Genomic DNA, 21,953 nt, shown 5'->3' on the forward strand with positions numbered 1-21,953 from the left:
CACGAACTTCGCAAGAACTCCGCCTCCGCTCTCAGCCTTGGATACGAGGCCTCGGGAGCCGGTCTCTGACATGCCGCGCATGGGGCCTCATTTGAAGGTTATCTTGACTTCGCCACGAGCGCCGAGGCCGGGGCCATACGATGTGCCGACAGGATAGTCGTAGCCACCACCACCACCGCCGCCTGGGACGCTACCGGGACCGCCGCCCTGGCCTCCGTATGGGGGGCCGGGATTCCCCGGATACGATCCAGCACCCTGACCGCCACCACCACCGCCGCGTCCTCGACCGGAGTCGACCGACTGACCACTAGCGTTGAGCTTCGTTGCGTAGCCACCGTTGCCGCCGTAGACAGAGCTCTGGACACTGGAGGCACCACCACCACCCGCTCCTGCGCCGTCGAGTGTATTACCTCCACTCTGACCGGACCCGCCCCCGACGTCAGGGCCCGAGAGCCCACCGGCACCTCCAGACTCAGTGACCTCGTTCGCTGTCGACCAGAGCTGCTCGCCGTTTACCTGAGCTGTGGTGTGGGCGCCATTGGTCTGGCCGACACTGATGGAGATGGTCTTGTGCGAGGCCTTGAGGCGCAGTGTCTTGCGCAGAAGACGACCGCCAACTCCGCCTCGCCCTCCCTGGCTATTCCTCACACCATCGAATCCAGCCTGGACCATGTCCAGCTGGACCTCGCGTGCCCCAGCCGGGATGCGGATGCGACCCGACGCACCAACGAAGATCGTGAACGACTTGAACGACCCACCGCCACTGGCTCGGGGGGATGGGCCGAGGCCCCCGACCTTCGCCATGCCGCGCATCAGAAGTTCTCGAGGTCGCCCGTGAAGGCGATGCCGGCCGCAAGTGCGACGCCGATGCCGACCCAGATCTGCTCGTTCGGCTCGAACCCCAGAGGCTCGGCGAACGTCAGACCGAAGTCGGCCTTCGGGAAGCCCGTCGAGGTCGCGGTCACCGAATAGCTCGCATAGGTAATGGCATCGCAGAGATGGAGTGTGACGCCGTCGCTCGAACGGTAGAGCTGGAGCTGGGTTGCCGAGATGTTGGCGGCGCGTGCAATGGCGGTCAGGCGGCGGAGAAGACCGCCCTCGGAGCCAACAGTTCCCAAGAGGACGGCGTTGGCGTTGTCGGCATAGGTTGTCTTCGCTGCCGTGCAGACTGCCCGGAGGGTCTTCTTGTTCTGGGCGAAGGGCGCCTCGAAGGTCTTGGGCATGTCAGCGGACTCCGGAATAGGCGATGGCGCGGGCGATCAGCCGGGCTCGCGAGGGGAAGGCGGTTTCGATGGCGGTGACGCGGTCCGTGACCGCGCCGAGCGCGGCCGTGGACGCCTTGCCCCCGAGCGCGGTGTTGAGCGACGACACGGCCGCCTCCAGCTCCGCCTTGGTCGCCCGCAGCCCGAGGGCCGCGAGGATCTGGTCGATCACGTCCGGGTTGTCGTTGAAGGCGGCGGCCAGTTCCTGGACGGTGTCCAGCGCCGCCGGCGCCGAGCCGATCAGCGCGGCGAAGCGCGCCGCGATCTGCGTCTCCACCTCGGCGGCGGTGACCGTCGAGGCGAGAAGCCCGTCGATCAGGAGGAACGAGGCGGCGATCCGCTCCAGCTCGATCCGGCCGTTGTTCTGGAAATGCGGCAGGAACAGCCCGCCCGGCGAGCGTCGGTCGTGGCGCACGGAGGCAAGGATTGCCTCCGGCGCCGGCTGGGTCACGACTTCGGTCGCCATCGTCAGAGCTCCGTCGCGCGCTGGCGCAGTTGCCGGACGGCCGGGCGGAAGCGCGGCGTGCCGGTCAGGGTGATGCGGGTCCGCGCCTCGGGTGCGCCGTAGGGGCTTTCGAGGTGCTCGCGCTCGACCCAGCCGTCGCCGAGCGCCCGCGAGGACGCGGCCGCCTGGAGATCCCAAGCACCGGGCCCGCCGATCTCCAACGCCACCGTGGACGTCCCCGGCGTGTTGGTCTCCACCACCGTGCGCAGCTTCACGTTGCCGGCCGTCAGGTCGATCGCGTTCGCCTCCGAGACGTAGCTCGCGCTCGGCTTCAGCCGGCCCCAAATGACCTGGACCTCCGGCATGACGATCGGCGAAAGCGTCGCGGTGCCGGTCAGGATCATGTCGAGCTGGACCGTCTCCGTCAGGTACTCCTCGAAGCTGACGGCCGTGTTCGGCTCGAAGAAGATCGCCTCGCCGTTGGCGCGTGTCAGGCGGATGCGCACGCGGGTCTGGGTGGTCGGCGCGTCAACCAGGAGCGCGACGATCGCGTCCGAGATGCCGTCGGGATGGATCTGCGACAGGTCGTGGCTGCCGAGCGAGACGGTGCGGGTCAGCGACGTGTAGCGTGCCGCCATGATCTCGTGCGTCAGGTCCGTGTCGGGCTGCGCCTTCCACGTCACGCCGTTCGAGCCGTCGGCGAAGTCGCCGAGCGCCGGGTTGGCGCGGATCCACTCCTGCCGGCGGCGGTCGAAGCCGCGCGGGGCGTTCGGGTCGCTCTGGTCGCCGAGCTGCGCCACCGCCACCGAATGCTCGGCGTCGTCGGTCAGAAGCGCGATCCAGCGCCAGGAGTTCGCCGGCACGGTCGTCAGGATGCGGAAGTCGATCTCGGTCCAGTTGCCGGGCTTCACGACGTCCGGGTCGCCCAGCGTGAACGTGCCCGGCGTCGAGCCCTCGGCGTGGGTGATCGAGCCCGGCAGGCCTCCGTCCATGTCGCGCATCTCCAGGACGACATGGTTGGTCGGGTCGCCCCGCTTGGAGAACTCCACCCGCACGCCCGTGATCTGCCGCATCTCGTCGAGCACGAAGCTCTGCGCCACCGGGTCGATCGTCACCGCCACCGTGTGGGTGTGCGAGGACGTGTGGTAGTGGTTGATCGTCAGCGTGCCCTGGCCGACGAAGCTCGTCGCCCCGCGCGAGCCGCCCTTGCCGAAGACCTGGACGAGCTTGGTGCCGGCCGGAACGCTCGCCGGGATCGTGAACGACCCCGTCAGGATGCCCTGATCGTTCGCTTCCTTCGTGCCCGTCATCGACGCGGTCACGTCGATGCCGTCGAACAGGATGCGATCAAGGTCCTCGCCCGGACCCATCAGACGGCCGGTCACCTCCACCGTGATCTGCCGCAGGAACGGCAGATCGGTGGTCGAGCTCGTCACGCTGGTGGACGACGAGGACGAGGACGAGACGCTGGTGGTGCCGTATTCCGGCGTGCCGACGAGATCCGGCCGGTAGGAGAACTCCTGGGCGAAGCTCGACGAGGACGAGGAGCTGCTCGTCTCCTGCGTCTCGTTCCAGCGGTCCACCGCCGGGTTGAGCGACAGCGCCATCGGCAGCGGCGCGAAGTTGAGATAGGCGTTGATCTTCCGCGAGAGCGTGCGGAAGGGCTGCGAGATGACGGCTTCCTTCACGAAGGGCAGCGTGATCGGCGCCCGGCCGACATCGATGCGCCGCGCGAAGCCCTGGACGGGCAGCATCAGGAAGCCGCCGGCGACCGCCGCGTCCTGCGCGATGCCGAGATCTCGCTGGCGATCGTCGCGGAACGGATCGACGAACGAGCCGCGGCGCGACGCCGGATCGCGCTCCTGGATGTCGCGCTCCAGCGAAACGAGGCTGACGAGGTCGGAGAGGCTGCGGAAGTCGCGCAGGAAGGCGCGCACCTCGGCCTCCAGCACGCGGCGCTGGTCGACGTCCTCGACCACGGGCGGGATGCCCCAGAGGTTGCGGATGCGCACGAGCGGCGCCAGCGGCGCCGGGCACGGCGGCGGATAGGGATTGAGCTTGGAGCTGATCCCTTCGATGTAGTTGACCTCGCCGTCGAGGTTGATCGCGAGGATGTCGATCCTCGGCAGCTTGTAGCGGTAGCTGACGATGACCGGCTGCCCCTCGACCGCCGCCTCGAGCTTGATGGCCTGGCGCCTGATCTCCTGCGGCACCACCGTCGCCGTGTGGCGATAGACGACCGTCACGCTCGACCCCGGCGCGGGCTCGGCCCCGGCCGGCGCCCACGAGATGCCGTCGCCCTGCTTCACCCAGGACGTCGTCTCGGCGTAGTTCGTGCCGCCGGTGAAGGTGCGGGTGCCGGGGTTCCAGACGCCGCCGGCGTTCACCGCCATGATCGCGTAGACCGGCGTGTCCGGCAGCGCGTCGGTGCCGCCGGCGAGCTGGTGCGTCAGGGTGCGCACCACCTCCTTCGTCACCGTCACGGTCTGGACGCTGTCGATCGGCCCGTTGTTCAGCGCGACGACGCCGCCGGCCGGGTAGAAGTGGCCCTCGCCGTTGACCTGGACGAGTTCCGGGTTCTCGACGCGGCGGAAACGCTGGTCGGTCGAGCGGGCGACGCGGCGCCCCTCGGCCCGCAGCACGCCGGCCGAGATGATGAAGCTCTGCGCGCCCGTGACCGCGTCGAAGCCGGCGGGCGTGACCTGGAACCCTTCCGCGATATGGCTGCCATGGGTCTCGCGCAGGTGGCGCTCCACCAGCAGCTCGGCGATGTCGTTGGACGGCGGCGTGCGCTCGTTCGGGATCTGCCCGTCGATCAGCGTGTGGATCGGATAGAACGGATCGCCGGACCGGGCCCAGCTCGCCTCGTAGCGCAGGCGCGCCGACAGGACCTCGCCCTGGCTGGCGATGCTCGGCACGATGCCCTTCAGTTCGGGATCCTGCGACGCCTCGATCGTGCGGCCGACGACGGTGATGCCGATCGGCACGGTCCCGACCATCGGCACGCCGGTGAGCGTGGCGGCCGGCACCTCGTGCATGTAGCCGCCGGCCCAGACGCGGGCGGCGCCGACGCGCACGGTCCCGGCGTTCTGGTCGATGACGATCGTGCCGCCCTCGCGCAGCGAGATGGGCCCGAAGGAGTTGTCGCCGACGTCCGCCAGGCGCTCGAAGATGATCTCCTGCGCCTCGTTGTGCTCAGCCGACTCCACGAACTGGCGGCCGAGATAGAGGATCTGGGCGAAGCGCTTCTTGATGTACGCCGCGCCGGACCGGTCGGTGCCGTCCGCGTTCTTCCCGTCGCGCCGGCGGCTGAAGTAGTTCGCGAGCGCCATCAGAGCCTCTCGAAGAAGTTGCGCGCGTAGTGGCCGCCGTCCTGGAGGACATGGCGATCGTCCCAGCGGACGTGGAGAAGGTCGCCGAGCGACAGGACGGCGGCGGGCGGCACGATCACGGCGCCCGGTGCAACGGAAGGGTCGATCACCGGATTGATGAAGAGGCCGACCTCCCGGAGCGGCTCGCCGGCAAAGGCGCCAACCGGCAGCGACAGCCGCGAGCGCACGTAGCGGGTCGGCTCGGCCGAGATCGAGTAGCGCCCGCCGTCGTCGTCGTAGATCGCGCCGTTGAGGTCGGGCACCACGAAATCGACGATCGTCGGCCGGGCGTAGCCGAACGGGTCGAGGACATCCTCGACGTCCAGCAAGGGCGCCGGCGGGTTCGGCTGCGTCCACTGCCCGTCCCAGGCCGGGTTCCCGCGCGACAGGACGAACAGGAACGACGAGGCGCGAGCCAGGGCGGCGAGCGCCCTGCGACCGGAGAGAGGCATCAGATCAGCGCTCATGGAGATTCCTGTGCGGATGAGAAGGCTTGGGGGCCGGCGGCCGCGTCCTGCCAGCTGCCGTTCGCCGGAACCACGTCCGGCCATGTGTCTTCGGTGAAAGCGGCCACCGCGGAGCCGTCGTTGACCCGATAGGGGCCGGAGAAGGAGGTCGGCCCCGTCATCTCGCTCCAGGGCCGGTCGGCGATCTGGTCGGGCCAGGTGTCGGCGTCGAAGGCGCCGGTGAACGTGCCGTCGGTTTCGCCGACCGAGCCGCAGGCGGTGCGGGGGCGCTCGCCGAAGCGGGCCTCGTCGTAGCGCATGCCCTCGTCGTCGCGGCTGACCAGCGAGGCCCCTTCGAAGACGCCGCCGGAAGAGGCGTGCGGATCGAGATCCACCACGGATCCGCCGTCGCGCCCGAAGGACAGGTAGGGACCGCCCTCCCAGCGCGGCGCGCCGGAATAGTCGTCCATCCACCCGCCGTCGTCATAGCGGTGCTCGTCCATCCGGACCGGACGGTGGTCGTAGTCGGGGCTGTAGAGCCGGAACAGCTCGTCCCAGCTCGACTTGGACAGGTTGGTGATGCCGACGAGCTGGCGGATCTGCTGGAGATCCTGCGGCGGATCCGGATAGGCGACCTGGAAGCGATACCAGTGATGGCGCCCGTCGGCCGGCGCGACCGTGCCCGAGCTGTTCACCCAGCCGATGCCGATCTCGATCGCGGTCTCCGTGCCGCGCTTCTTCAGCCAGTACTTCCCCTCGCGCAGGGCCTTCGCCATGTCGCGGACGTAGGGGACGATGGCCTCCAGCCCCTTGTTCTCCAGCACGTAGGGAAGCCAGTCCGCCGGCGTGTCGGTGCGGCCGATCGCCGTGATGCGCTGGAGCTGCGGCGCGAGACGACCGTAGCTGTCGTCGGCCGTCTCCAGGCCCAGCTCGAGCGGGGACGGGTTCTCCAGGAGCGTCACGGCACGCGCCCCGCCGGCTGGATGTCGAGGGCGCCGAGAGCCGGTGCCTCGTTGAAGGCGGTGATGACGTCGGTCCAGCCGACGAGGGTCACCTTCTGGACGCCGGCGACCTGGAGCTTCGATGCGATCCAGCTATCCGTGAGATCGAAGCCGAGGCGCTGCTCGGCCGCGAAGGCCTCGGCGAGCCGAGCGGGCAGCGTCGCGATCTGGGCGTCGATCGCGGTCGGATAGAGCCAGAGGCGCGCGGTCACCGGCGTGACGCGCAGCGCGGCCGCCACGGCCTGGACACGCACGGAGCGCGGCCGGACCTTGGGATCGTCCGTCGCTGCCGTCACCTTCGCCAGCAGTTCCGGCGAGGCGATGCCGCCGTTCTCGCTGGAGAGGATCGCCAGCGTCACGACGCGCGTCGTCGGGTCCTCGGTCGAGGCGGACACGGCGACGTCGCGCACGCGCGCGTCGGCGTTGCGGGCGAGCTTGATGAAGTAGTCGTCGGGCCCGGCGACGGAGATGCCCTTGCGGGCGATGATGATGCGCTCCTGGAGCGCCTCGTCCTGTTCGCCGGGAAAGCGCGTCAGGCCCTCGTCCTCGGCGTGGAGGTCGAGATCGGCGCCGAAGGCGTAGCGCACCAGGACGGCCGCGCGGGCCTTGGCGTTGGCGAGCGCCGTGAAATGGAGATCGCCCCAGGCCGCACGCCCGGCCGCGATGACGATCGGGTCCGACTCGAGCATCTCGACGTCGTAGGGGACGTCCGCCGTGCGCAGCGCGGAGACGATGTCCTCCAGGCGCAGCGCCTTGGCACTGGCGAAGGACAGGGGCTCGGTCAGGAGCGGCGCCGGCAGGCCTTCGGTCAGGAACGAGCGGCTCACGCGACGGCCCTCGACAGGCGCTCGCGGTCGGCCAGCGGATAGATGGTGTTGGCGTTCTCGGCGATCGCGTAGTTCCCGAACCGGCCCTCGGGGTAGTAGGTCCCGCCGTGCGCCAGGCCGAGACCGCCGGTGCGCTTCAGGTGGACGAGCTGGAGATCGGAGATGCGGTATTCCGGCTCCCACTTGTGGGCGCTCGTCACCAGCTCGTCGTAGATCTCCATCACGAGGCTCGGCGTGATGTCCTCGGCCAGGAACCGCCGCAGGCTCGATCCGAAGTCGAGGAGCATCAGCCGCCGGTTGACCTTCGTCGTCCAGATGACCCCGAGCGACTGCCGGACGTGATCGAACCCGACGAGCACCTTGCCCGTCTGGCGGTCGATCCCGGTCCGGTAGCGCACGATGGCGGCCATGCTTCAAAGGGCTTTCAAACGAGGTTTCAGGAGGCGGCTTCGGGCGCGGCCGGCGGCTCGGTGCGGGTGAACATGGCGTGCAGTTCATCGCCCTTCGGCTTGATCGTGCCGGACAGAAGCTCGTCGAGCGCCTCGTGCTCGGTGAGGAACACGGTGCGGCTCTCCGGATCGACGAGGCGGCCGGCGACGCGCGGGCCGGCGAGTGCGGTCACGTCGTACTCGCGGCGCGCGGTCGGATCCGCGACGGGCGCGGCCACGGCCGCAGGCGCGTCGCCGCCGCCGCTGGAGACGACGGGCAGCGTGGTCTCGGTCCGGACCTCGTCGGCCTCGGGGGCCGTGCCGGTGCGTCGGGTGTTGCTCATGCTGGTCTCCTAGCCGGGGGGATCGGTGCGGGCGCCGCCGCGCGCGACGCCGCCATGGGTGTGGGTCGAACCGATGTTCTTCTCGTTGTGGGTGAGCGCCGAGCCGGCGAGCGCGATCGCTTCGGCCGCCTGCTCGATCTTGTCCTCGGTCAGCTCGATCGAGGCGCCGCCGACGGCGAGCTTCAGCGACCCGTCGCGGAAGGTGATGGACGCCTTGCCGCCGAAGGCGATCACGGCCGCCTCGCCGTCCTTCGACGGGGGCGCGTTGTCGTCGTCGAAGGTCGACCAGTCGGCGAGGCTCGCCGTGCCGACCGTGCCGGAGGGCGAGCGCAGGCGCATCTGCTCGCCGTCCTTCGGCTTGGCATGCATCATGAACGTGCCGGCGCCGGGCTGCTGCCAGTTCACCTTGGGGCTCTTGATCACGCGCCCGTCGGCCGAGCGGCCGATGTCGAGGCGCAGCGTGCGCGCCTCCATGTCCTGGCTGCCGGCGATGACCTTGCCCGGCACGTCGGCGAGCGACACCCGGCGGTTGAGCCGCTCGACATGCCGCATCTGCCGGCGGAGGCGCGTGGCGACGGGATCCAGCATCACGGCCCCCCGTCCTGGAAGTTCTTGATCAGCGCCCGGACCTCGGTCGGGATCGGATCGTCGGAGAACTGGATGTCGGCGGCGCCGCCCGAAACCGTGACCGCCGGCGCCTCGCCCCCGAACAGCGGCCGGCCGCGCCGCGGCAGAACCTGCGTCCAGGTCACGGCGTAGTAGGCGACCCCTTCGGCGAAGGACTTGGCGGTGAAGAGCGGCGTCACCGTCGGCGCCGGCTCGCCGAGCGGTCGGTCGAGGCCGGGAACGCCCCAGCTCGAGACGTCCTCGTCCTCCAGGATCTCCAGGATGGCCGAGCCGATCGCGTGCGCCACGGCCTCGCGCGGCGTCGCGCGCTTCGTGTCGAGATCCGCGTAGTCGCCGGCGACGATGTAGGCGGTCCACTCGATCGGCTGGTCGAAGCTGCCGGCGACGCGCCGATCGGCGCGGGCCCGGCTCCAGCCGACCGCGACGCCCGGCGCCTTCACCACGGCCTTGGCGACGACGTCGTTGATGTCGAGCTTGCCGGGATGGCGCACCACCGTGACGCCCTTCAGCAGGCGGCCCAGCTCGGCGACGATCGCCGCGTGGACGGCGTCGAAGGAACTCGCCGCGAGGAGCTGCTCCAGGCTGCGCGCGGCGATCATCGGCCGGCCTCCTCGCGAAGGCTCCGGAGGAAGTCGGTCACGACGTCGCCGAGCTCGGCCAGGTTGTCGGCGGAGAGCCCGACGAAGGGACGCGCCGGCACCGTGACCTTCTGGGCGAAGAACGTCTCGCCGCCGGGTCCGGTGAACCGCAGGGCCTTCGCCGTCGTCGGCTCGATCGTCGCGCCCTCCTGGTGGACATGGGCGTATTCCCAGGAGGCGCCCCATTCGGCCTCGTCGGCCGAGGCGCGATAGGCGACGGAGTCGAGAAGGTTGCGGCCCGTCTGCTGGAGGATCGGCGTGCCGGCGCGGTTCGCCTTCCAGGGCGTGCCGTCGGGCGCGGTCTTCTCGTCCGTGATGCGGCGACGCGTCTGCGACTCCCCGACGGCGCCGACGATGTCCATCAGCTCCGCGCCGTCGAAGTCCAGCACCGGGCCGAGCCGCACCAGGAGGCGGTCGACCTCGGCCGTGTCGATCGTGATCGAGACGCCGGCGTCCATCATAAGCCCCTCATGCGGTCGCGGTTGAAGACGCGCGCCGGCGCGTCGATCAGAACCTCGCCGGGCGAGGCCTCGGACGGCGTGGCCGCACCGCTGCCGGCGTCGCCGCCGGTGAAGCTCAAGGCGCCCTTGCCGGCGGCGATCGCCTCCAGGCGGCGAATGGCGGACTTGTAGCGCTCGGTGATCGCCTCGGAGGTGCGGGTGAAGGCGAGCGAGATCCGGTAGAGCGCGACGTCCATCGCGTAGAGGCGGAGCGTCGCGAAGCTCTCGGGATCGACGCGCTCCAGCTCGGCCGCCGAATAGCGCGCCTTCAGGATGGCGCGGACCTCGGCCGTTGCGTCCTCGATCGCGCGCTCCACGCGCGCGTCGTCGCGCAGGCCCGTTTGCTCGTGGGCCGCGAGCGTGATCAGCTCGGCCGGATGGCGGGCTTCGAGATCGGCAAGGGTGGCGAACTGGATCAAGGGACCGGACCTGTGGCGAAAGGGGCGGCTGGCCGGAGCCTGTAGCGAGCCGATCGCTGGAAAGCCGCCTCACCGCTGCAGCCGCCCGTCTACTTCGCGCCTGTCGGTGAGCGCGCTCGGGGTATTCGATGGCCGGACGCGACGCGGTAAAGCGCACAAACCGCGCCGCGTCCGGCTCGCCGGGACCCAAGTCGGTCCTCAAGAGTGCCCCGGCGATGGGGAACGGGACCGATCGGCCCCGCAGATCTCGTCAGCCGGGCTGGACCTCGTACCCGTCCTCGAAGGCCTCCTCGCGCACGGCCTTGGAGCGCAGCTTCAGGCGGAACTCGGCGCGCGTCAGGGGGATCGGCGCGTCGACCTCGTAGAGCACGCGATTGCGCATGGTGCGCGTCGCTGCGGTGAACAGCCGCTCCTCGCCGTCGTGCTCGGCGCGCAGGTGCGCCGGGATCTCCAGCCCGGAGGCGAGGACGCGGCTCTCGGCCCGGCCGGGGACCTCCACCCCGAACGGGGCGCTGCGGGAGGCGGCGCCGAGCACCGGGCGCCCGAGGACGTCGAGCGGCACGGTGGTCGGCACGATCTCGCCCGAGCGCGGTGCGCCGGTGGCGTCGCGGCTGGTGCGGACTTCCTCGGCCGTGCCGGTCATCGTCGACGTCGTGCCGGTCTCTACCACCGTCTCGGCGGGCGGCGCCGGCTCGCGCGGAGGGATGTTCGGCTCGGTGGTCGGCGGCTTCGGGGTGGTTTCGCTGGTCATCGGGCGGGTCCTGTTGCGGGTCCGGGGGGCCATGGGCGGGCTATTCGGCCACGACGTCCTGGAGGAGGAAGCCGGCGCCCGGAGCGACGATCAGCTCTTTCAGCTTCTCGCCCTCGCGGATCACGCGGCCGCCTTCGAGGCCGACGTTCTCGTCCTCGTAGCGGCCGGCGAACTTCGTGCCGTAGGTGGCGGTGAAGCCGTGCGTCACCGACCCGCGCGCCGGCGCCGGGTTGATGAACTGGAACACCATGTCGTTGCCCCAGATGCGGCGGATGTCCGGCGCCTGGCCGAAGCGCGCCGTGTCGAGATAGGCCTCGCCGATCAGCACCTTCTTCAGGTCGAACAGCGCGGCGAACTGCTCGCGCGTGATCATCCCCTCGTCGGTCAGCCCGCCCTTCACGGCGCGGATGAGCTTCGGATGCGACCGGATCTTGTCCCAGGTCTTGAAGCTCATCGTGACCTGGTTGGGCCGGTGGACAAGGAGCGAGCCCATCGCCGTCTTGATCGTGTCGATCGGATCGGAGCTGGCGAAGTCGGAGAACTGGTCGGAGCCCGCCAGCGCGAGGCGAAGGCCTGCGGGATAGAGCCCTGGGTTCTGCACCAGCGCGGCGACGCGGCGCTCGCGGTTGATCAGATTGTAGTGCGTGAGCAGCGCGACCGCGTCGCCCTCCGGATCCGCGTTGCCGAGGTTCTGCGAGCGCATGCGCTCGGCCTCCTCGATGTCGGAGATCGGGATCGGCGCCTCGAGGCCGAAGTTCTCGACGGCGCTGGTGCGCTCCTCGGACGAGAACTCAACACGGTTGACGCGGCCCGTGCGCCCGACCCGGTTGTCCGGGGCCCGGAAGCCCTCGGCGAGCGGGAACTCGGTCCACTTGAAGCTCTCGCCGTAGACCGGCATGCGCGGCAGGACGTCGTCGGCGATGAACGTGGCGGCGTCGTTGCGATAGCCGATGGCGATCGCGGTCAGGGAGGGAACGACGACGAAGGGGCGGCGAGCCATGGGGTGCGACCTTCAGGAGAGCGGGAGGACGGCGCCGGCGGATCAGGCCGGCGTCGAGAGGAGCGAGAGCGCGACCTGGACGGGCACGATGTCGCCGGCGGCCAAGGCCGGCGCGTGCGCGATGCCGACAATCCGGACGATCTGGCCGGCGACGGGCACGGCCTTCACCGCGCGCCCCTGGGCGTCCGAGGTCAGCGGGTCGAAGGCGGCGAAGGCCCCGCCGGCGCGCACCTCGGTGAGGCCGGCGACGGTGGCGTCGTGGAAGTCACCGGCGTCGGCGCCGACGCGCTCGCCGACGCCGACGATCTTGTCGGTCGCGGCGGCGGCGGTGCGGATCTTGGCGCCGGTGCCGGTGCCGGCGACGATGAGGTAGCCGCCGATCGCAGCGGCTGCCTCGAAGGAACGGATGTCGCGGTTGAGGGCGTAGCTCATGCGGCGGCCTTCTTCTTCGTCGCCATCACCTGGGCGACCGCTGCCTGGATCGTGAGGGTGTTGCCGGCGGCCGCGGCGGCCGAGACCAGCTTCTGCGCGTCGGCCGCCAGCGCGACCGGATCGACGTCCGCATCGCCGCCGCCCGCGCCGGGATCGACCGTGCGATCGTCGAGGCCGGAGTCCTTGAGGCCCTTCGGCGTCGCGTCGAGCAGCGCCTTCACCTGGTCGAGACCGGCGTCGGTCGCGCAAAGGCTCGCGAACTGCTCGCGCTGGGCCGGGACGATCTTCTTGTCCTTCAAAGCCCCTTCCAGGAGCGCGTCCACGGCGCCCTTCCGGATCGACGCCTTGAGGCCGTCCAGCTCGGTCTTCGTGGCGTCGAGGGTGGCGAGCGTCGCGTCGTGAACCGCCTTCTCGACCTTCTCCGACTGGAGAGTGGTAATCGCCGACAGGCAGGCCGCTTCGCTCGCTTCGGCCTGGAGGCCGAGCGCCGTCGCGATGGCTTTCGTCATGGAAGGCTCCGGGGATGCGCCGGACGCATCGGCGAGCGCCGGCATGTTGGAAAGGGCGGGCGCCGTCACCAGCGCCACCGAATGCAGCCAGGTCGCCCGGCCGTTCTCGTGGTGGAAGGTCGGCGAGACGTAGCGGTGCGAGCGGGCCGCGAGCACGGCCTTGCCGGCGTCGAGCCAGTCGACTCGGCCGTAGAGGCCGTCGTCGCGGGCCTGAAGCTCCTCGATCCAGCCGACGGCCGCCACCGTGTGGCCCTGGCTCGCCAGCCGCGCGATGCCGTGGTCGAGGTCGATCGCGAGCTTCACGTCGTCGGCCTGGAACCGAGCGGCCAGCGCCTCGGGATCGAAATCGTAGACGGGGCCCGGCCGGGTCGTGACCTTGCCGCGCGGGGTGAGCTTGACCCAGGCCTCGGCCGGGTCGGCGGCAAGCGCCACCACGACGTCGCCGGCGGCGATGTGATCGGGAAGCTGGGAGGTGGAGGACCGGGTGTTCATTGGGCGAACCTAGCCGCCCCGATCAGGAAAGCGCGGGCTGACACCTGTCAGCCCGGATCACCGAATTGCCCGTGCCGCCACGGTAGCTGCAAATCCGCCCGAAGGAAACGAGACAGGCTCGCCGTCAAAGGGGTTTCCAAGCCCGTGGGCGCGCTTCGGCGCCTTCTCAGTGACACTCGGCCGTTGAGGGCGGCGGCGCGCGTCCTGGGGCGTTTATGGCGATCGTCGCCGAGACGGCTTGAAACCCGGCTCGCTCGGTCGCATTCTATGGGCGACGGCGGCGCGCAACAGGGGCTGGGTCTCAAGACCCCGGAGGTTCTTCCCTTCCTCCCCGCCGTCCCTTCCACCTCTCGATTAGGCGCGCGATCTCCTCCGGCTTGAATCCGGCTTCCAGGAGCATGGCCTCGCCCAGGCCCTCGTCCAGGATCGCGTCCGCCACGCGCTGCGCGTCGCGCTGGTGGAGCGAGCGGATCCGCATCAGCCCCGTCGACGAGCGCACCACGATCGCGCGCCACCAGGTCTTGTCGAACCGGGCGAAGACGGTGCGCACGTTCTCCTCGCGCTTCGGCGAGAGATCCGGCAGCACCGGCGCCTCCGACAGGATCTGCGGCAGCTGGGCGAAGTCGTCGAGCGTCATGCCGTGCTTTGCCATGCGGTCCTGGATGGTGGCCGAGTCGACCGCGACGATCGGCGAGGCCGCCTTCAGGTCCGTTTCGAGTTTCGGCGAGACGCCGGCCGGCAGCCAGACCTTCTCCTCGAGCTTGGGCACGATCGCGGCGAACGGGTCCTTCCAGGCCTCCTCGACGACCGGCCGGGCGTCGGCCGGGTCGGCCTCGTCCAGCCGGGCCGCGAGATTGTCGATCAGCGTGCGGGCGCGCGCCCGGCCGGGGCTCGTGTGCCAGCCCGGATCGATCCCCGCCGGCACCACCGTGATCTCGCCGGTGCGCCGGTTGCGGAAGTCGCGCGGCGGTCCGACGTCGGGCGGCTCGGAGACGTAGCGGATCTCGCCCTCCTTCGGTTCGCGGGCGAGCAGCCGCTCCGCCTCGCGGCCGGAGATCTGTCGGACCGAGCAGAGGCAGCCCCAGCCGTTCGGCGGGAAGTGCGCGCGCCACCACGGATGGTCGACCGGCAGGATGACGCCCACCCAGGCGAGATGCTCCGGGCGCGGGTCGGCCGAGGAGGAGCGGACGTAGAGGAGGAACGGCAGGCCGCGCTTGGCGCGCTCGATCCTCTGCCACTGGCCGGCGGCGCGCGCCGCGCGCATGTTCGACCAGTAGATCGTCTGAAGCCGCCGCGGCGAAGAGAAGTCGACGATCGCATCCGGGTCGATGCCGGCGGGGTCGGCGACGAGGCGCGGCTCCCACCAGCCGATCCGCTTCAGCTCCGGCTCGAGATCCTTCACGAAGTTCTCGAAGGTGCGGCCTTCCGCGATTCCCCGCGAGACGGCGGTGCGCAGCGCGGTGCGCAGCTCCAGGTCGGTCGCCTTCGCCACCGTCCAGGAATAGGCGTGTTCCTCGCCCCAGACGTCGAGCCAGGAGAAGCCCGGCCGGTCGCTCTTGCCGTCGAAGTAGCCGGTGACCTCGGCCGGCGCCGAGAAGCCGCGGCGAACCTCGCTCATGCGTCCTCGACGTCGCCGATGCCGCGCGCCGTCGCCGTCAGCTCGGCCAGGCGCTCGCGCAGGGCGCGCGTGTCGGGGCCTTCGGCGGAGAGCATCTCAAGCACCTGGTCGTAGGTTTTCGCCTTCGCCATGATCGAGCGGAGCGGCGAGAGGATTGGGTCGGTGACGTCCTCCCACTCGGCCAGCGCCTCTGCCGCCAGCGCCTCGACGTCGCGCACGCCGCTGGCGCCGGGTGCGGCCGCGAGCGTCGCAAGGCACCCGCCGCACCGGCATCCCGCAACGTGCCCGGCCGGCGCCGACGCGGCGATCGGCGCCTTGCCCGTGTCGTCGTTCGCCGGATCCGGCGTCTTCTCGCCCGGCTTCGGCGGCTTGGTCCTGTCGTCCTTCGCGGTCGGCGCGCCGAGCAGTTCCTCGTCGTCCTGGGGTTCGCTCAAACCGACGCGCTCGCGCATCTCGCGCTGGGAGACCTTCAGGCCGAGCGGCACCAGGACCGAGACGGCTCCGGTCAGCGCCTTGATGTCCTCCGGCTCGGCGACCGCGTATTCGGCGCGGGGATAGACCTCCTGCGGCCCGAAGTTCATCACCACGAAGGGAATGATCAGATCGCGCGTGACGGTCTGGCCCTGCTGCTTGCCGTCCGCCTTCAGGATGTCCATCCGGACGTCGTCGTGGACCTTGGCCTGGGCGAGAGAGCCGCCGTCGTCCGACGTCATGGTCTGGCCGCAGACGAGCTTGGAGACCTGTTTGTCGACGTAGTCGATCAGCTCGCCGAAGACGGCTGCGCCGTGCTGGCCCTCGACCTTCTGGAACTCCAGCTCCATCCCGATCGGGATGATCGCGGCGGCGTCGTTGGCGATCATGCGCACGGCCTGGAGCAGCGTGCGCTTGTCGCCTTCGCTCGCGGCCGAATGGTATTTGCCGACGCGCAGCGGCACGCCGTAGATCTCGGCGAAGCTCGCCCAGTCCTTCAGCGCGAAGCTCTGGATCAGGAAAGCCCAGGCGGCCGGGCGCGCCATGCCGCGCCGGATCGGAAGGCCCATCTTGGACCGTGGCATGTGGGTGATGAACTTCGCCGCCGGCAGCGCCAGGCCGTTGCGCGGGTCGGCCATGTCGGCGAGCCGGAGCTCCGTCTGGGTTGCCTCGTCGAACTGGAAGAAGCGCTGGTCCCGCCACTTGTATTCGACCGGCTTCAGGACCCGGTTCTGGTACTCCCAGATCATCTCGACGGCCGAATAGCCCTTGCCGATCGCATCGGGCAGCGAGCCTGCCATCTCGTCGAAGGCAGCGCCGTCGACCAGCTCGTTGACCGCGTCGACGATCTTCTTCGGCACCTTGTCGTCGTGCTCGATCGAGACGGGGATCCCCTCGATGGCGAGGCGGCGGGTCTGGAGCTGCGAGGCGTAGTGGAGATACCGCTCCTCCATCTCCTCGGCGAGCGTGAGATAGGCCCGGCTGTAGCCATTCGCGGACTCGCGCAGGATCCCGGCCAGGCGCTCGGGCCCGAGACCGGACGCCACGGCCTCGCCGATCACCCGGCGCGGCCCGCTCGTCTGCGGAAAGGCGAACTCCGACCCGAGCGAGGCGACCTCGGGCGTGCGGCCCCAGCGGTCCTGGAAGCGGATGATCTCGGCCGGCTTCACCATAGCTCGCGCCTCCCGGTGTTCATGACGTCGGCGCCCAGGTCGAAGCCGAGCCCGCCGGCGGGATTGTCGAGCGCCGAGACGGGCGTGTAGCCGTATTCGATCCGGTCCGCCTTGGCGGCCTGATGGGCGAGGCAGAGCGCGACGGCGGCATCGCCGTGCCGCTGCCCGCCGTCCGCGCCTTTGGTCCGGGCGTCGTTCGGCACCATCGCGATGCCGCGCACCATCTGGATCTGGCGAAGATCCGCCTTCACGTCCGCGTCGCGCGGGATCTGCATCGTGCGATCCTCGATCGACGCCTTCATCGGCGGCATGTTCTCGAGATACCACTTCTGCGACAGCATGACGGCCTCGACCGCCAGCGCTCCGTAGCGCTGGACGGCATACTCGGCGAGGAACTGGCCGTTGCCGCGGGCGTCGTGCCGCCCGGCGCCGAAGCGCGGCAGCCGGTCGACGATCCAGAACAGGATGAACTCCTGCTCGCGGAACGGCACGTTGCGCAGCTCCAGGACGAAGGGCGTGCGTAAGGTCAGGTCGCGCCCCTGCGCCAGCGGCCAGAACACGGACAGGTCGCCCGATCGGCCGAAGTCGAAGCCGTAGGAGTGGAAGAGGCCGGGATCGAGCCGGCCGAGGATCGGCAGGACGTGGGCGACCAGCCAGTCGCGCACGTAGGATCGCCGGACCTCGTCCTCCTGGAGCTCGAAGCCCTCGGCGCATTTCAGCCGCAGGACAGGCGCGTCGGGCGTCATGATCGCCTCGATCATCGCCGAGGTGAGATAGACGCCGGAGCCCTGGGCCGGAATGCAGTCCAGCTCCTCGGCCGCGCCGTCGCCGTAGAAGGCACGGATCCGCGTGCGGAACTCGGCTTCCTTCTCCGGGGTCCACGTGTCGCCCTTCACCAGGCAGATGCGCTGGAACAGCCCTTGCTCCAGCGCGTCGTCGAAGGTGACGCGCACCACGAGGCCCGGCCGGCGCCCCTCGCGGATCTCCTTGATCAGGAGGTTGAACGGGTTGTCCTCGCCCTTGTGGGTCGAGATGACGAGCACCTTTCCGCCCCAGATCAGGAGCGCGAAGGCGGCCTTCAGCAGCTCCTCGGCGTCGTCGTGGAAGGCGAACTCGTCCAGGATCACGTAGCCCTGGCGGCCGCGCAGCGAGCGCGGCTTCGACGACAGGGCGACGATCTCGAAGCCGCTGGCGAAGGAGATGCGGAACGCCTGGATGGCCCGGTCGGCGCCCTTGTCTCCCTCCTCGGTGAACAGGAACTCCTGGACGCTGGAGGACGCCGGCGCGAAGGACCGCGCCCACATGGCGCAGGTGTCGATGAACTCACGCGCCATGTCGAGGTTGTAGCCGAGATACAGGACATCCATGCCGCCGGCGTTCTTGCGTGCGCCAGCCGTCAGCACGGCGTCCGCACCGATGCCCCAGGTCGCCCCGACGCGGCGGCTCTTGTCAGTCACCACGAGCTGGCTCGAGGCGGTCGCATCCAGAAGGGCCTGCTGATACGGCAGGAGAACGTGCGGCAGCTTCTCGGCGCCCTGGAGGACGTCCGGCAGCTCCGCCAGCATCAGGCGGCGATGGTTGGCCCACTCGGCCTCGGTGACGGGCGCCGTCATTGCCTGACGCCCAGGATGCCGCCCTTGATCGCCTCGATCGTGTCGGCGGAAAGGCCACGCTCGGCGCCGACCTTCTTGACGGTCTCCTCGACCTTGGCGGCGAGATCCGCCTCGACCTTGCGCCGGCGATCGGTGGAGACGTTCTGCGCCGCGACGGCCGCGCGGATCGCCTCGGCCATTTCCTTGGCCTGCTTCGGCGTGACCGCGTCGGCCTCGCTCTCCTGGAGCATCTCGAAGACGAGCGTCTTGATCATCTCGGCGACGGCAATCGTCAGGTCGTCGGTCTGACCCGGCTCCAGGCGCTCGGTCAAGACGGCCGCGATGTCGCGGGTCGACTCGATGCGCCGCGCGATCGAGGCGAGCTTCATGGAATGGCGGTTGAAGGCGGACGAGGAGATCGGCGCGATGCCGCGATCGGCGAGCCGGCCGTTGAACTGGTCCAGGATCTTGTTCTGCGGCATGGCGCGCTCGCGCAGCGCGCCCATCGCCCAGACGATGTCGGGCTCGGCCTCCTCGGGCAGAAGCTCGATCGAGTTGAGCCGGCCGCGGCCCTCGCGCGACATGACCGGTTACACCGCGGCGCGCGACGGTCGGCGGATGCCGGGGATCGTGACCTCGCGGGCGACGTGACGCGCGCCACGCTCGGTGATCTCCGCGACATAGAACTCGCCCGCCTTGTGCAGCTTCACCGCGCCCAGCTCCGCCATCATGTCCAGCTCGGCGCGCACGAAGTTCCGGTCCTTGCGGTAGCCGAAGGATTTCAGAAACTCGAAGAGCATCGTCTCGTTGAGCATGTCGTCGGGCTGGGCCGACAGGGCGCGGAGCATGACGAGACGGGCGTCCTCGCGCTGGTGCTGAATGAAGTCGTCGCTCATGACCTATTGGCCCGTTCCATCAGGAAATTGTCGATCCGCTCCACGCTTGCGGCCAGTGGGCGGATGCTGACGGCCAGCTCGCGCAGGTCGCCCTTCATGTCGCCCATCGCCAGTTCGATGCCGTGGAACTGCTCCTTGGTCGGCAGATGCCGGATGTCGTCCTCGACCTTCTGGAGCCGGGTCTCCATCTTCGCGAAGGACGCGCTGTCGGAGCGCTCGTCGCTGACCAGCGCATCCTTGATCGTCTTCAGCTCGGCGGTGAGCTTGTCCTGTTCGGACTTCGCAGCGGCGCCCCTGGCGATCTTCAGAGACCAGTAGATCGTCCAGGAGGTCGAGATAAGAAGCAGGATCGCGGCGGCCCAGGTACGAAGCAGTTCATGCCATTCGATCGTCGTCATGCCTGGGATCCTGCTGCAGTGAAGAAGCCGTAACGCCGTTGCTTACGAAATGGGTGCGCGCAGGACGCGGCTGCTGACGACGTTCGTCTCGTCGGCCGGAGCGGCCGGGTCGAAGATGAGCCCCTCGAGGCGGCTCTCGATCATCTCGCCGAGCCGGTGGCTGTCCACGCCGAAATGCTTGAGGGCGCCAGGGACGGACCGTTGCGCATAGCCGGCGGCCGTCGCGATCGCCTCGCTCTTCAGGTCGACCGGTATCCCGCCGCGCGCCCTGTCGCCCACCTTCTCGATCGCGAAGGCGACGGCATGCGCGAGGCCCTGCTCGACCGCCTGGCGCCGATCGGCGTCGATCCGCAGCCCCAGCCAGGACGAAACCCTGTTGAGGACCCAGAGACCGAGCAAGCTGGCGACGCCGAGGATGGTCGGCGCCAGGAAGTCGAGTAGCGGTCCCACCCAGGGCCCGAAGTCGTAGACGGTCACCGGCGCGACCGCACCGGCATCCTGGGCGTGGGCGGCGCCAGCGAGCAGGACCGCGACGAGGAGCAACGCCAGGGCCAGCTGGCCGATGGCGAAGACGGCGATGGTGATGCGCGACCGCGGATCGGCCGCGCGCAGGAAGGCGAACAGGTGCATGGAAGATCAGGCCTCGTTGGTGGAAAGGGGTGCCTGCGCGGCGAGCCGCACGGTTTGGGTGTGACTGGCGTCCGTGAGGGGCCAGCGCGCGCCGAGGCACCGCCCCTTGTCGAGCGGCGACACGATGAGCGCATTGTCCTGGTTCCCGCCCAGGACGCTGAAGGTCGTGGCGTCCTCGCCGACATAGAGGCCGACATGGCCGGCCGTGCCGTGCCGCTTGCCGCGCCAGAAGACGAGCACGGCGCCGAGCCGGGCCGTCGTCGGCTTGCCGAAGTCGAGCCAGTTGCGGGCGAGGTAGGGGTTGGCGACCTGGGGTTCGTCGGGCAGCGTCAGCGCGATCGCCGTCTGCACGGCATCGCCGCACCAGGGCAGCTTGGACGGGTCGCCGAGAGTCTTCCCGTCGGAGCGCAACCATTCCATCAGACGGGACCGGTCGCGGACCTCGTGGAGGCCTTTGCGGCGCTCCAACTCGGCGAGCCAGACGGGGCGCACCGGCGCCCTGACGGGGCCGGTATCGCGACCCGTCTGCGGATCGTGGCGAAGCTCAGTGACGGTCGATGACGTCACGGTGCCCGTGGCCTGGAGCCCGTGCTGGCGCTGGAAGGTGACTAGGGCGGCGCGCGTCTCGGCGCCGAACAGGCCGTCGACGCGCACAGCCAGGCCGTGGGCGTTCAGGCGCTGCTGAAGCCAGCGGTGGAAATCGGCGGACATGGGGGCAACCGGATCGAGGAATGACCCGTTCGGTCTACGTCCATCCGTCCGGAAAATGCGGGCTGACAGGTGTCAGCCCCTCGCGCCTAGAACAGCTCGCCCTGGTCGTCGTCGTGACGGTCGCGAAGACGTGCTTTCATGCGCCACGCCGTCCGCTCGTGCAAGCCGGCGACCCGCGCGGCGTCCCGGGCGCTGGCGCCGGCCTCGATCGCGTCGATCATCTTGCGCCGGGCGCGCCGGATGCTGCCGGCGGGTCCCTGGGGGATCAGGATGCGCAGCCGCCCGACTTCCTTCCCGTCCGCGTTGCTCTGGAGGAAATGCCGGCAGATCGCCTCGGCCGCCTCCAGGCCGACGGCGTCGACCAGCCAGTGACCGGGCGTCGCCGTCTTCGGGATCCAGACCTGCCGGCCGCCTTTCGCGTCGGCGACCGCCAGCGCCGCCGCCTCGCCGGCGACCTCCGCGATCTCGGCCAGGATGCCCGGTAAGTATGTCACGCGGCACCGCCTTGCGGCCCTACAGGAGCCTCGATACGGTCTGCGTTTAGAACGCTCGAGAGGATCCTATGCGCATCGTTGCATTGCACATGGCACTGCTTGGTCTGGTACCCTCTCTTGCGATCGCCGAGGATGTCATCACGATCCACCCATTCGAGCTGACAACGAGGGGCGACGAGCTGGACGGTCGACTGGTGGCGACACACTGTACGCTCGTCGCGTTCAAACAGGGCGCCGGTATCTGCCTCGCTCCAAATGGATACGGCGAAATCAACAACGGCGCCGAAATCGATTTGAACTTTGCAACGCTTCCCAACGCAGTCGGCGGCTTCAACAACGACCTCGAGCGCGCGGCTGCTGAATGCAGCGGCAACGATGTAAGCAAGGCGTGCCGTATCAATCTTCAAGGACATGCGCGGCACGGCCGCACATTCCCAGCGATCGACGTGACGCTGATCAATTTTCCCTCGGTGAACTGA

The 21,953-nt window shown here is 69.7% G+C and carries 26 protein-coding genes; 1 reads left to right on the forward strand and 25 read right to left on the reverse strand.

The window, feature by feature from the left end; all coding sequences use genetic code 11:
• Positions 1 to 812: 812 nt before the first annotated feature.
• The 25 genes from O5O54_RS07420 to O5O54_RS07540 all read right to left on the reverse strand — a co-directional run bounded on the left by O5O54_RS07420 (position 813) and on the right by O5O54_RS07540 (position 21,474).
• Positions 813 to 1,223: a hypothetical protein gene (locus O5O54_RS07420; RefSeq protein ID WP_279480246.1), complete on the reverse strand. Its 411-nt coding sequence runs from the start codon at positions 1,221 to 1,223 to the stop codon at positions 813 to 815.
• 1 nt (position 1,224) lies between these two features.
• Positions 1,225 to 1,728 carry a hypothetical protein gene (locus O5O54_RS07425; protein WP_279480248.1) on the reverse strand — a complete coding sequence of 168 codons (504 nt, stop codon included), beginning with the start codon at positions 1,726 to 1,728 and terminating at the stop codon, positions 1,225 to 1,227.
• Between the two features lie 2 nt (positions 1,729 to 1,730).
• Positions 1,731 to 5,039 (reverse strand): DUF4815 domain-containing protein, encoded by a 3,309-nt coding sequence (locus tag O5O54_RS07430; protein WP_279480250.1) that lies wholly within the window; start codon positions 5,037 to 5,039, stop codon positions 1,731 to 1,733.
• Positions 5,039 to 5,545 (reverse strand): hypothetical protein, encoded by a 507-nt coding sequence (locus tag O5O54_RS07435; protein WP_279480251.1) that lies wholly within the window; start codon positions 5,543 to 5,545, stop codon positions 5,039 to 5,041. Before O5O54_RS07435 ends, O5O54_RS07430 begins: the two co-directional genes overlap by 1 nt.
• A complete protein-coding gene (locus O5O54_RS07440) occupies positions 5,542 to 6,486 on the reverse strand; it encodes a hypothetical protein (protein WP_279480253.1) in 945 nt (314 codons plus the stop codon). Before O5O54_RS07440 ends, O5O54_RS07435 begins: the two co-directional genes overlap by 4 nt.
• Positions 6,483 to 7,352, reverse strand: a complete 870-nt coding sequence (locus O5O54_RS07445; protein ID WP_279480255.1) for a baseplate J/gp47 family protein — start codon at positions 7,350 to 7,352, stop codon at positions 6,483 to 6,485. The genes O5O54_RS07440 and O5O54_RS07445 overlap by 4 nt, the downstream gene beginning before the upstream one ends.
• Positions 7,349 to 7,762, reverse strand: coding sequence for an integrase (locus O5O54_RS07450; protein ID WP_279480257.1), 414 nt, complete (start codon positions 7,760 to 7,762; stop codon positions 7,349 to 7,351). The genes O5O54_RS07445 and O5O54_RS07450 overlap by 4 nt, the downstream gene beginning before the upstream one ends.
• A gap of 26 nt (positions 7,763 to 7,788) precedes the next feature.
• Positions 7,789 to 8,124 carry a hypothetical protein gene (locus O5O54_RS07455; RefSeq protein WP_279480259.1) on the reverse strand — a complete coding sequence of 112 codons (336 nt, stop codon included), beginning with the start codon at positions 8,122 to 8,124 and terminating at the stop codon, positions 7,789 to 7,791.
• Between the two features lie 9 nt (positions 8,125 to 8,133).
• Complete coding sequence (locus O5O54_RS07460; protein ID WP_279480409.1) at positions 8,134 to 8,712, reverse strand: phage baseplate protein; 579 nt, start codon at positions 8,710 to 8,712, stop codon at positions 8,134 to 8,136.
• Positions 8,712 to 9,350: a hypothetical protein gene (locus tag O5O54_RS07465; protein WP_279480261.1), complete on the reverse strand. Its 639-nt coding sequence runs from the start codon at positions 9,348 to 9,350 to the stop codon at positions 8,712 to 8,714. Before O5O54_RS07465 ends, O5O54_RS07460 begins: the two co-directional genes overlap by 1 nt.
• Positions 9,347 to 9,850, reverse strand: a complete 504-nt coding sequence (locus tag O5O54_RS07470) for a phage virion morphogenesis protein (RefSeq protein ID WP_279480263.1) — start codon at positions 9,848 to 9,850, stop codon at positions 9,347 to 9,349. Before O5O54_RS07470 ends, O5O54_RS07465 begins: the two co-directional genes overlap by 4 nt.
• Positions 9,847 to 10,308 (reverse strand): gp436 family protein, encoded by a 462-nt coding sequence (locus O5O54_RS07475; RefSeq protein ID WP_279480266.1) that lies wholly within the window; start codon positions 10,306 to 10,308, stop codon positions 9,847 to 9,849. Before O5O54_RS07475 ends, O5O54_RS07470 begins: the two co-directional genes overlap by 4 nt.
• A 250-nt stretch (positions 10,309 to 10,558) precedes the next feature.
• The gene (locus O5O54_RS07480; protein ID WP_279480268.1) at positions 10,559 to 11,059 is read right to left on the reverse strand and encodes a hypothetical protein; all 501 of its coding nucleotides are present in this window, start codon (positions 11,057 to 11,059) and stop codon (positions 10,559 to 10,561) included.
• A 40-nt stretch (positions 11,060 to 11,099) separates the two neighbouring features.
• Entirely contained in the window at positions 11,100 to 12,059 is a 960-nt protein-coding gene (locus O5O54_RS07485; RefSeq protein WP_279480269.1) for a capsid protein, read from the reverse strand.
• 42 nt (positions 12,060 to 12,101) lie between these two features.
• A complete protein-coding gene (locus O5O54_RS07490) occupies positions 12,102 to 12,491 on the reverse strand; it encodes a hypothetical protein (protein WP_279480270.1) in 390 nt (129 codons plus the stop codon).
• On the reverse strand, positions 12,488 to 13,492 hold the full coding sequence (locus O5O54_RS07495; RefSeq protein WP_279480271.1) for a phage protease: 1,005 nt from the start codon (positions 13,490 to 13,492) through the stop codon (positions 12,488 to 12,490). The genes O5O54_RS07490 and O5O54_RS07495 overlap by 4 nt, the downstream gene beginning before the upstream one ends.
• A gap of 301 nt (positions 13,493 to 13,793) precedes the next feature.
• A complete protein-coding gene (locus tag O5O54_RS07500) occupies positions 13,794 to 15,110 on the reverse strand; it encodes a phage minor head protein (protein ID WP_279480272.1) in 1,317 nt (438 codons plus the stop codon).
• A complete protein-coding gene (locus O5O54_RS07505) occupies positions 15,107 to 16,753 on the reverse strand; it encodes a DUF935 domain-containing protein (RefSeq protein WP_279480273.1) in 1,647 nt (548 codons plus the stop codon). The genes O5O54_RS07500 and O5O54_RS07505 overlap by 4 nt, the downstream gene beginning before the upstream one ends.
• The gene (locus O5O54_RS07510; RefSeq protein ID WP_279480275.1) at positions 16,747 to 18,366 is read right to left on the reverse strand and encodes a terminase large subunit domain-containing protein; all 1,620 of its coding nucleotides are present in this window, start codon (positions 18,364 to 18,366) and stop codon (positions 16,747 to 16,749) included. The genes O5O54_RS07505 and O5O54_RS07510 overlap by 7 nt, the downstream gene beginning before the upstream one ends.
• Positions 18,363 to 18,929 (reverse strand): DUF3486 family protein, encoded by a 567-nt coding sequence (locus tag O5O54_RS07515; RefSeq protein WP_279480277.1) that lies wholly within the window; start codon positions 18,927 to 18,929, stop codon positions 18,363 to 18,365. The genes O5O54_RS07510 and O5O54_RS07515 overlap by 4 nt, the downstream gene beginning before the upstream one ends.
• Positions 18,930 to 18,935: 6 nt before the next feature.
• Positions 18,936 to 19,241, reverse strand: coding sequence for a hypothetical protein (locus O5O54_RS07520; protein ID WP_279480279.1), 306 nt, complete (start codon positions 19,239 to 19,241; stop codon positions 18,936 to 18,938).
• The gene (locus O5O54_RS07525; RefSeq protein WP_279480280.1) at positions 19,238 to 19,639 is read right to left on the reverse strand and encodes a DUF2730 family protein; all 402 of its coding nucleotides are present in this window, start codon (positions 19,637 to 19,639) and stop codon (positions 19,238 to 19,240) included. Before O5O54_RS07525 ends, O5O54_RS07520 begins: the two co-directional genes overlap by 4 nt.
• Positions 19,640 to 19,681: 42 nt before the next feature.
• Entirely contained in the window at positions 19,682 to 20,269 is a 588-nt protein-coding gene (locus O5O54_RS07530) for a hypothetical protein (RefSeq protein ID WP_279480283.1), read from the reverse strand.
• A gap of 6 nt (positions 20,270 to 20,275) precedes the next feature.
• Positions 20,276 to 20,980 carry a peptidoglycan-binding protein gene (locus tag O5O54_RS07535; protein WP_279480285.1) on the reverse strand — a complete coding sequence of 235 codons (705 nt, stop codon included), beginning with the start codon at positions 20,978 to 20,980 and terminating at the stop codon, positions 20,276 to 20,278.
• An 86-nt stretch (positions 20,981 to 21,066) separates the two neighbouring features.
• Positions 21,067 to 21,474, reverse strand: coding sequence for a hypothetical protein (locus tag O5O54_RS07540; protein ID WP_279480287.1), 408 nt, complete (start codon positions 21,472 to 21,474; stop codon positions 21,067 to 21,069).
• A 68-nt stretch (positions 21,475 to 21,542) separates the two neighbouring features.
• Here O5O54_RS07540 and O5O54_RS07545 point away from each other — a divergent pair, with 68 nt between their 5' ends.
• Entirely contained in the window at positions 21,543 to 21,953 is a 411-nt protein-coding gene (locus O5O54_RS07545) for a hypothetical protein (RefSeq protein WP_279480289.1), read from the forward strand.

The sequence above is a fragment of the Aureimonas sp. SK2 genome (assembly GCF_029813115.1).
Lineage (GTDB): Bacteria > Pseudomonadota > Alphaproteobacteria > Rhizobiales > Rhizobiaceae > Aureimonas.

Coding starts and splice junctions, on each gene's coding strand:
- O5O54_RS07420 (WP_279480246.1), bottom strand. CDS start 1,223: ATGCCCAAGACCTTCGAGGCGCCCTTCGCCCAGAACAAGAAGACCCTC.
- O5O54_RS07425 (WP_279480248.1), bottom strand. CDS start 1,728: ATGGCGACCGAAGTCGTGACCCAGCCGGCGCCGGAGGCAATCCTTGCC.
- O5O54_RS07430 (WP_279480250.1), bottom strand. CDS start 5,039: ATGGCGCTCGCGAACTACTTCAGCCGCCGGCGCGACGGGAAGAACGCG.
- O5O54_RS07435 (WP_279480251.1), bottom strand. CDS start 5,545: ATGAGCGCTGATCTGATGCCTCTCTCCGGTCGCAGGGCGCTCGCCGCC.
- O5O54_RS07450 (WP_279480257.1), bottom strand. CDS start 7,762: ATGGCCGCCATCGTGCGCTACCGGACCGGGATCGACCGCCAGACGGGC.
- O5O54_RS07455 (WP_279480259.1), bottom strand. CDS start 8,124: ATGAGCAACACCCGACGCACCGGCACGGCCCCCGAGGCCGACGAGGTC.
- O5O54_RS07460 (WP_279480409.1), bottom strand. CDS start 8,712: ATGCTGGATCCCGTCGCCACGCGCCTCCGCCGGCAGATGCGGCATGTC.
- O5O54_RS07465 (WP_279480261.1), bottom strand. CDS start 9,350: ATGATCGCCGCGCGCAGCCTGGAGCAGCTCCTCGCGGCGAGTTCCTTC.
- O5O54_RS07470 (WP_279480263.1), bottom strand. CDS start 9,850: ATGATGGACGCCGGCGTCTCGATCACGATCGACACGGCCGAGGTCGAC.
- O5O54_RS07480 (WP_279480268.1), bottom strand. CDS start 11,059: ATGACCAGCGAAACCACCCCGAAGCCGCCGACCACCGAGCCGAACATC.
- O5O54_RS07485 (WP_279480269.1), bottom strand. CDS start 12,059: ATGGCTCGCCGCCCCTTCGTCGTCGTTCCCTCCCTGACCGCGATCGCC.
- O5O54_RS07490 (WP_279480270.1), bottom strand. CDS start 12,491: ATGAGCTACGCCCTCAACCGCGACATCCGTTCCTTCGAGGCAGCCGCT.
- O5O54_RS07495 (WP_279480271.1), bottom strand. CDS start 13,492: ATGAACACCCGGTCCTCCACCTCCCAGCTTCCCGATCACATCGCCGCC.
- O5O54_RS07500 (WP_279480272.1), bottom strand. CDS start 15,110: ATGAGCGAGGTTCGCCGCGGCTTCTCGGCGCCGGCCGAGGTCACCGGC.
- O5O54_RS07505 (WP_279480273.1), bottom strand. CDS start 16,753: ATGGTGAAGCCGGCCGAGATCATCCGCTTCCAGGACCGCTGGGGCCGC.
- O5O54_RS07510 (WP_279480275.1), bottom strand. CDS start 18,366: ATGACGGCGCCCGTCACCGAGGCCGAGTGGGCCAACCATCGCCGCCTG.
- O5O54_RS07515 (WP_279480277.1), bottom strand. CDS start 18,929: ATGTCGCGCGAGGGCCGCGGCCGGCTCAACTCGATCGAGCTTCTGCCC.
- O5O54_RS07520 (WP_279480279.1), bottom strand. CDS start 19,241: ATGAGCGACGACTTCATTCAGCACCAGCGCGAGGACGCCCGTCTCGTC.
- O5O54_RS07525 (WP_279480280.1), bottom strand. CDS start 19,639: ATGACGACGATCGAATGGCATGAACTGCTTCGTACCTGGGCCGCCGCG.
- O5O54_RS07530 (WP_279480283.1), bottom strand. CDS start 20,269: ATGCACCTGTTCGCCTTCCTGCGCGCGGCCGATCCGCGGTCGCGCATC.
- O5O54_RS07535 (WP_279480285.1), bottom strand. CDS start 20,980: ATGTCCGCCGATTTCCACCGCTGGCTTCAGCAGCGCCTGAACGCCCAC.
- O5O54_RS07545 (WP_279480289.1), top strand. CDS start 21,543: ATGCGCATCGTTGCATTGCACATGGCACTGCTTGGTCTGGTACCCTCT.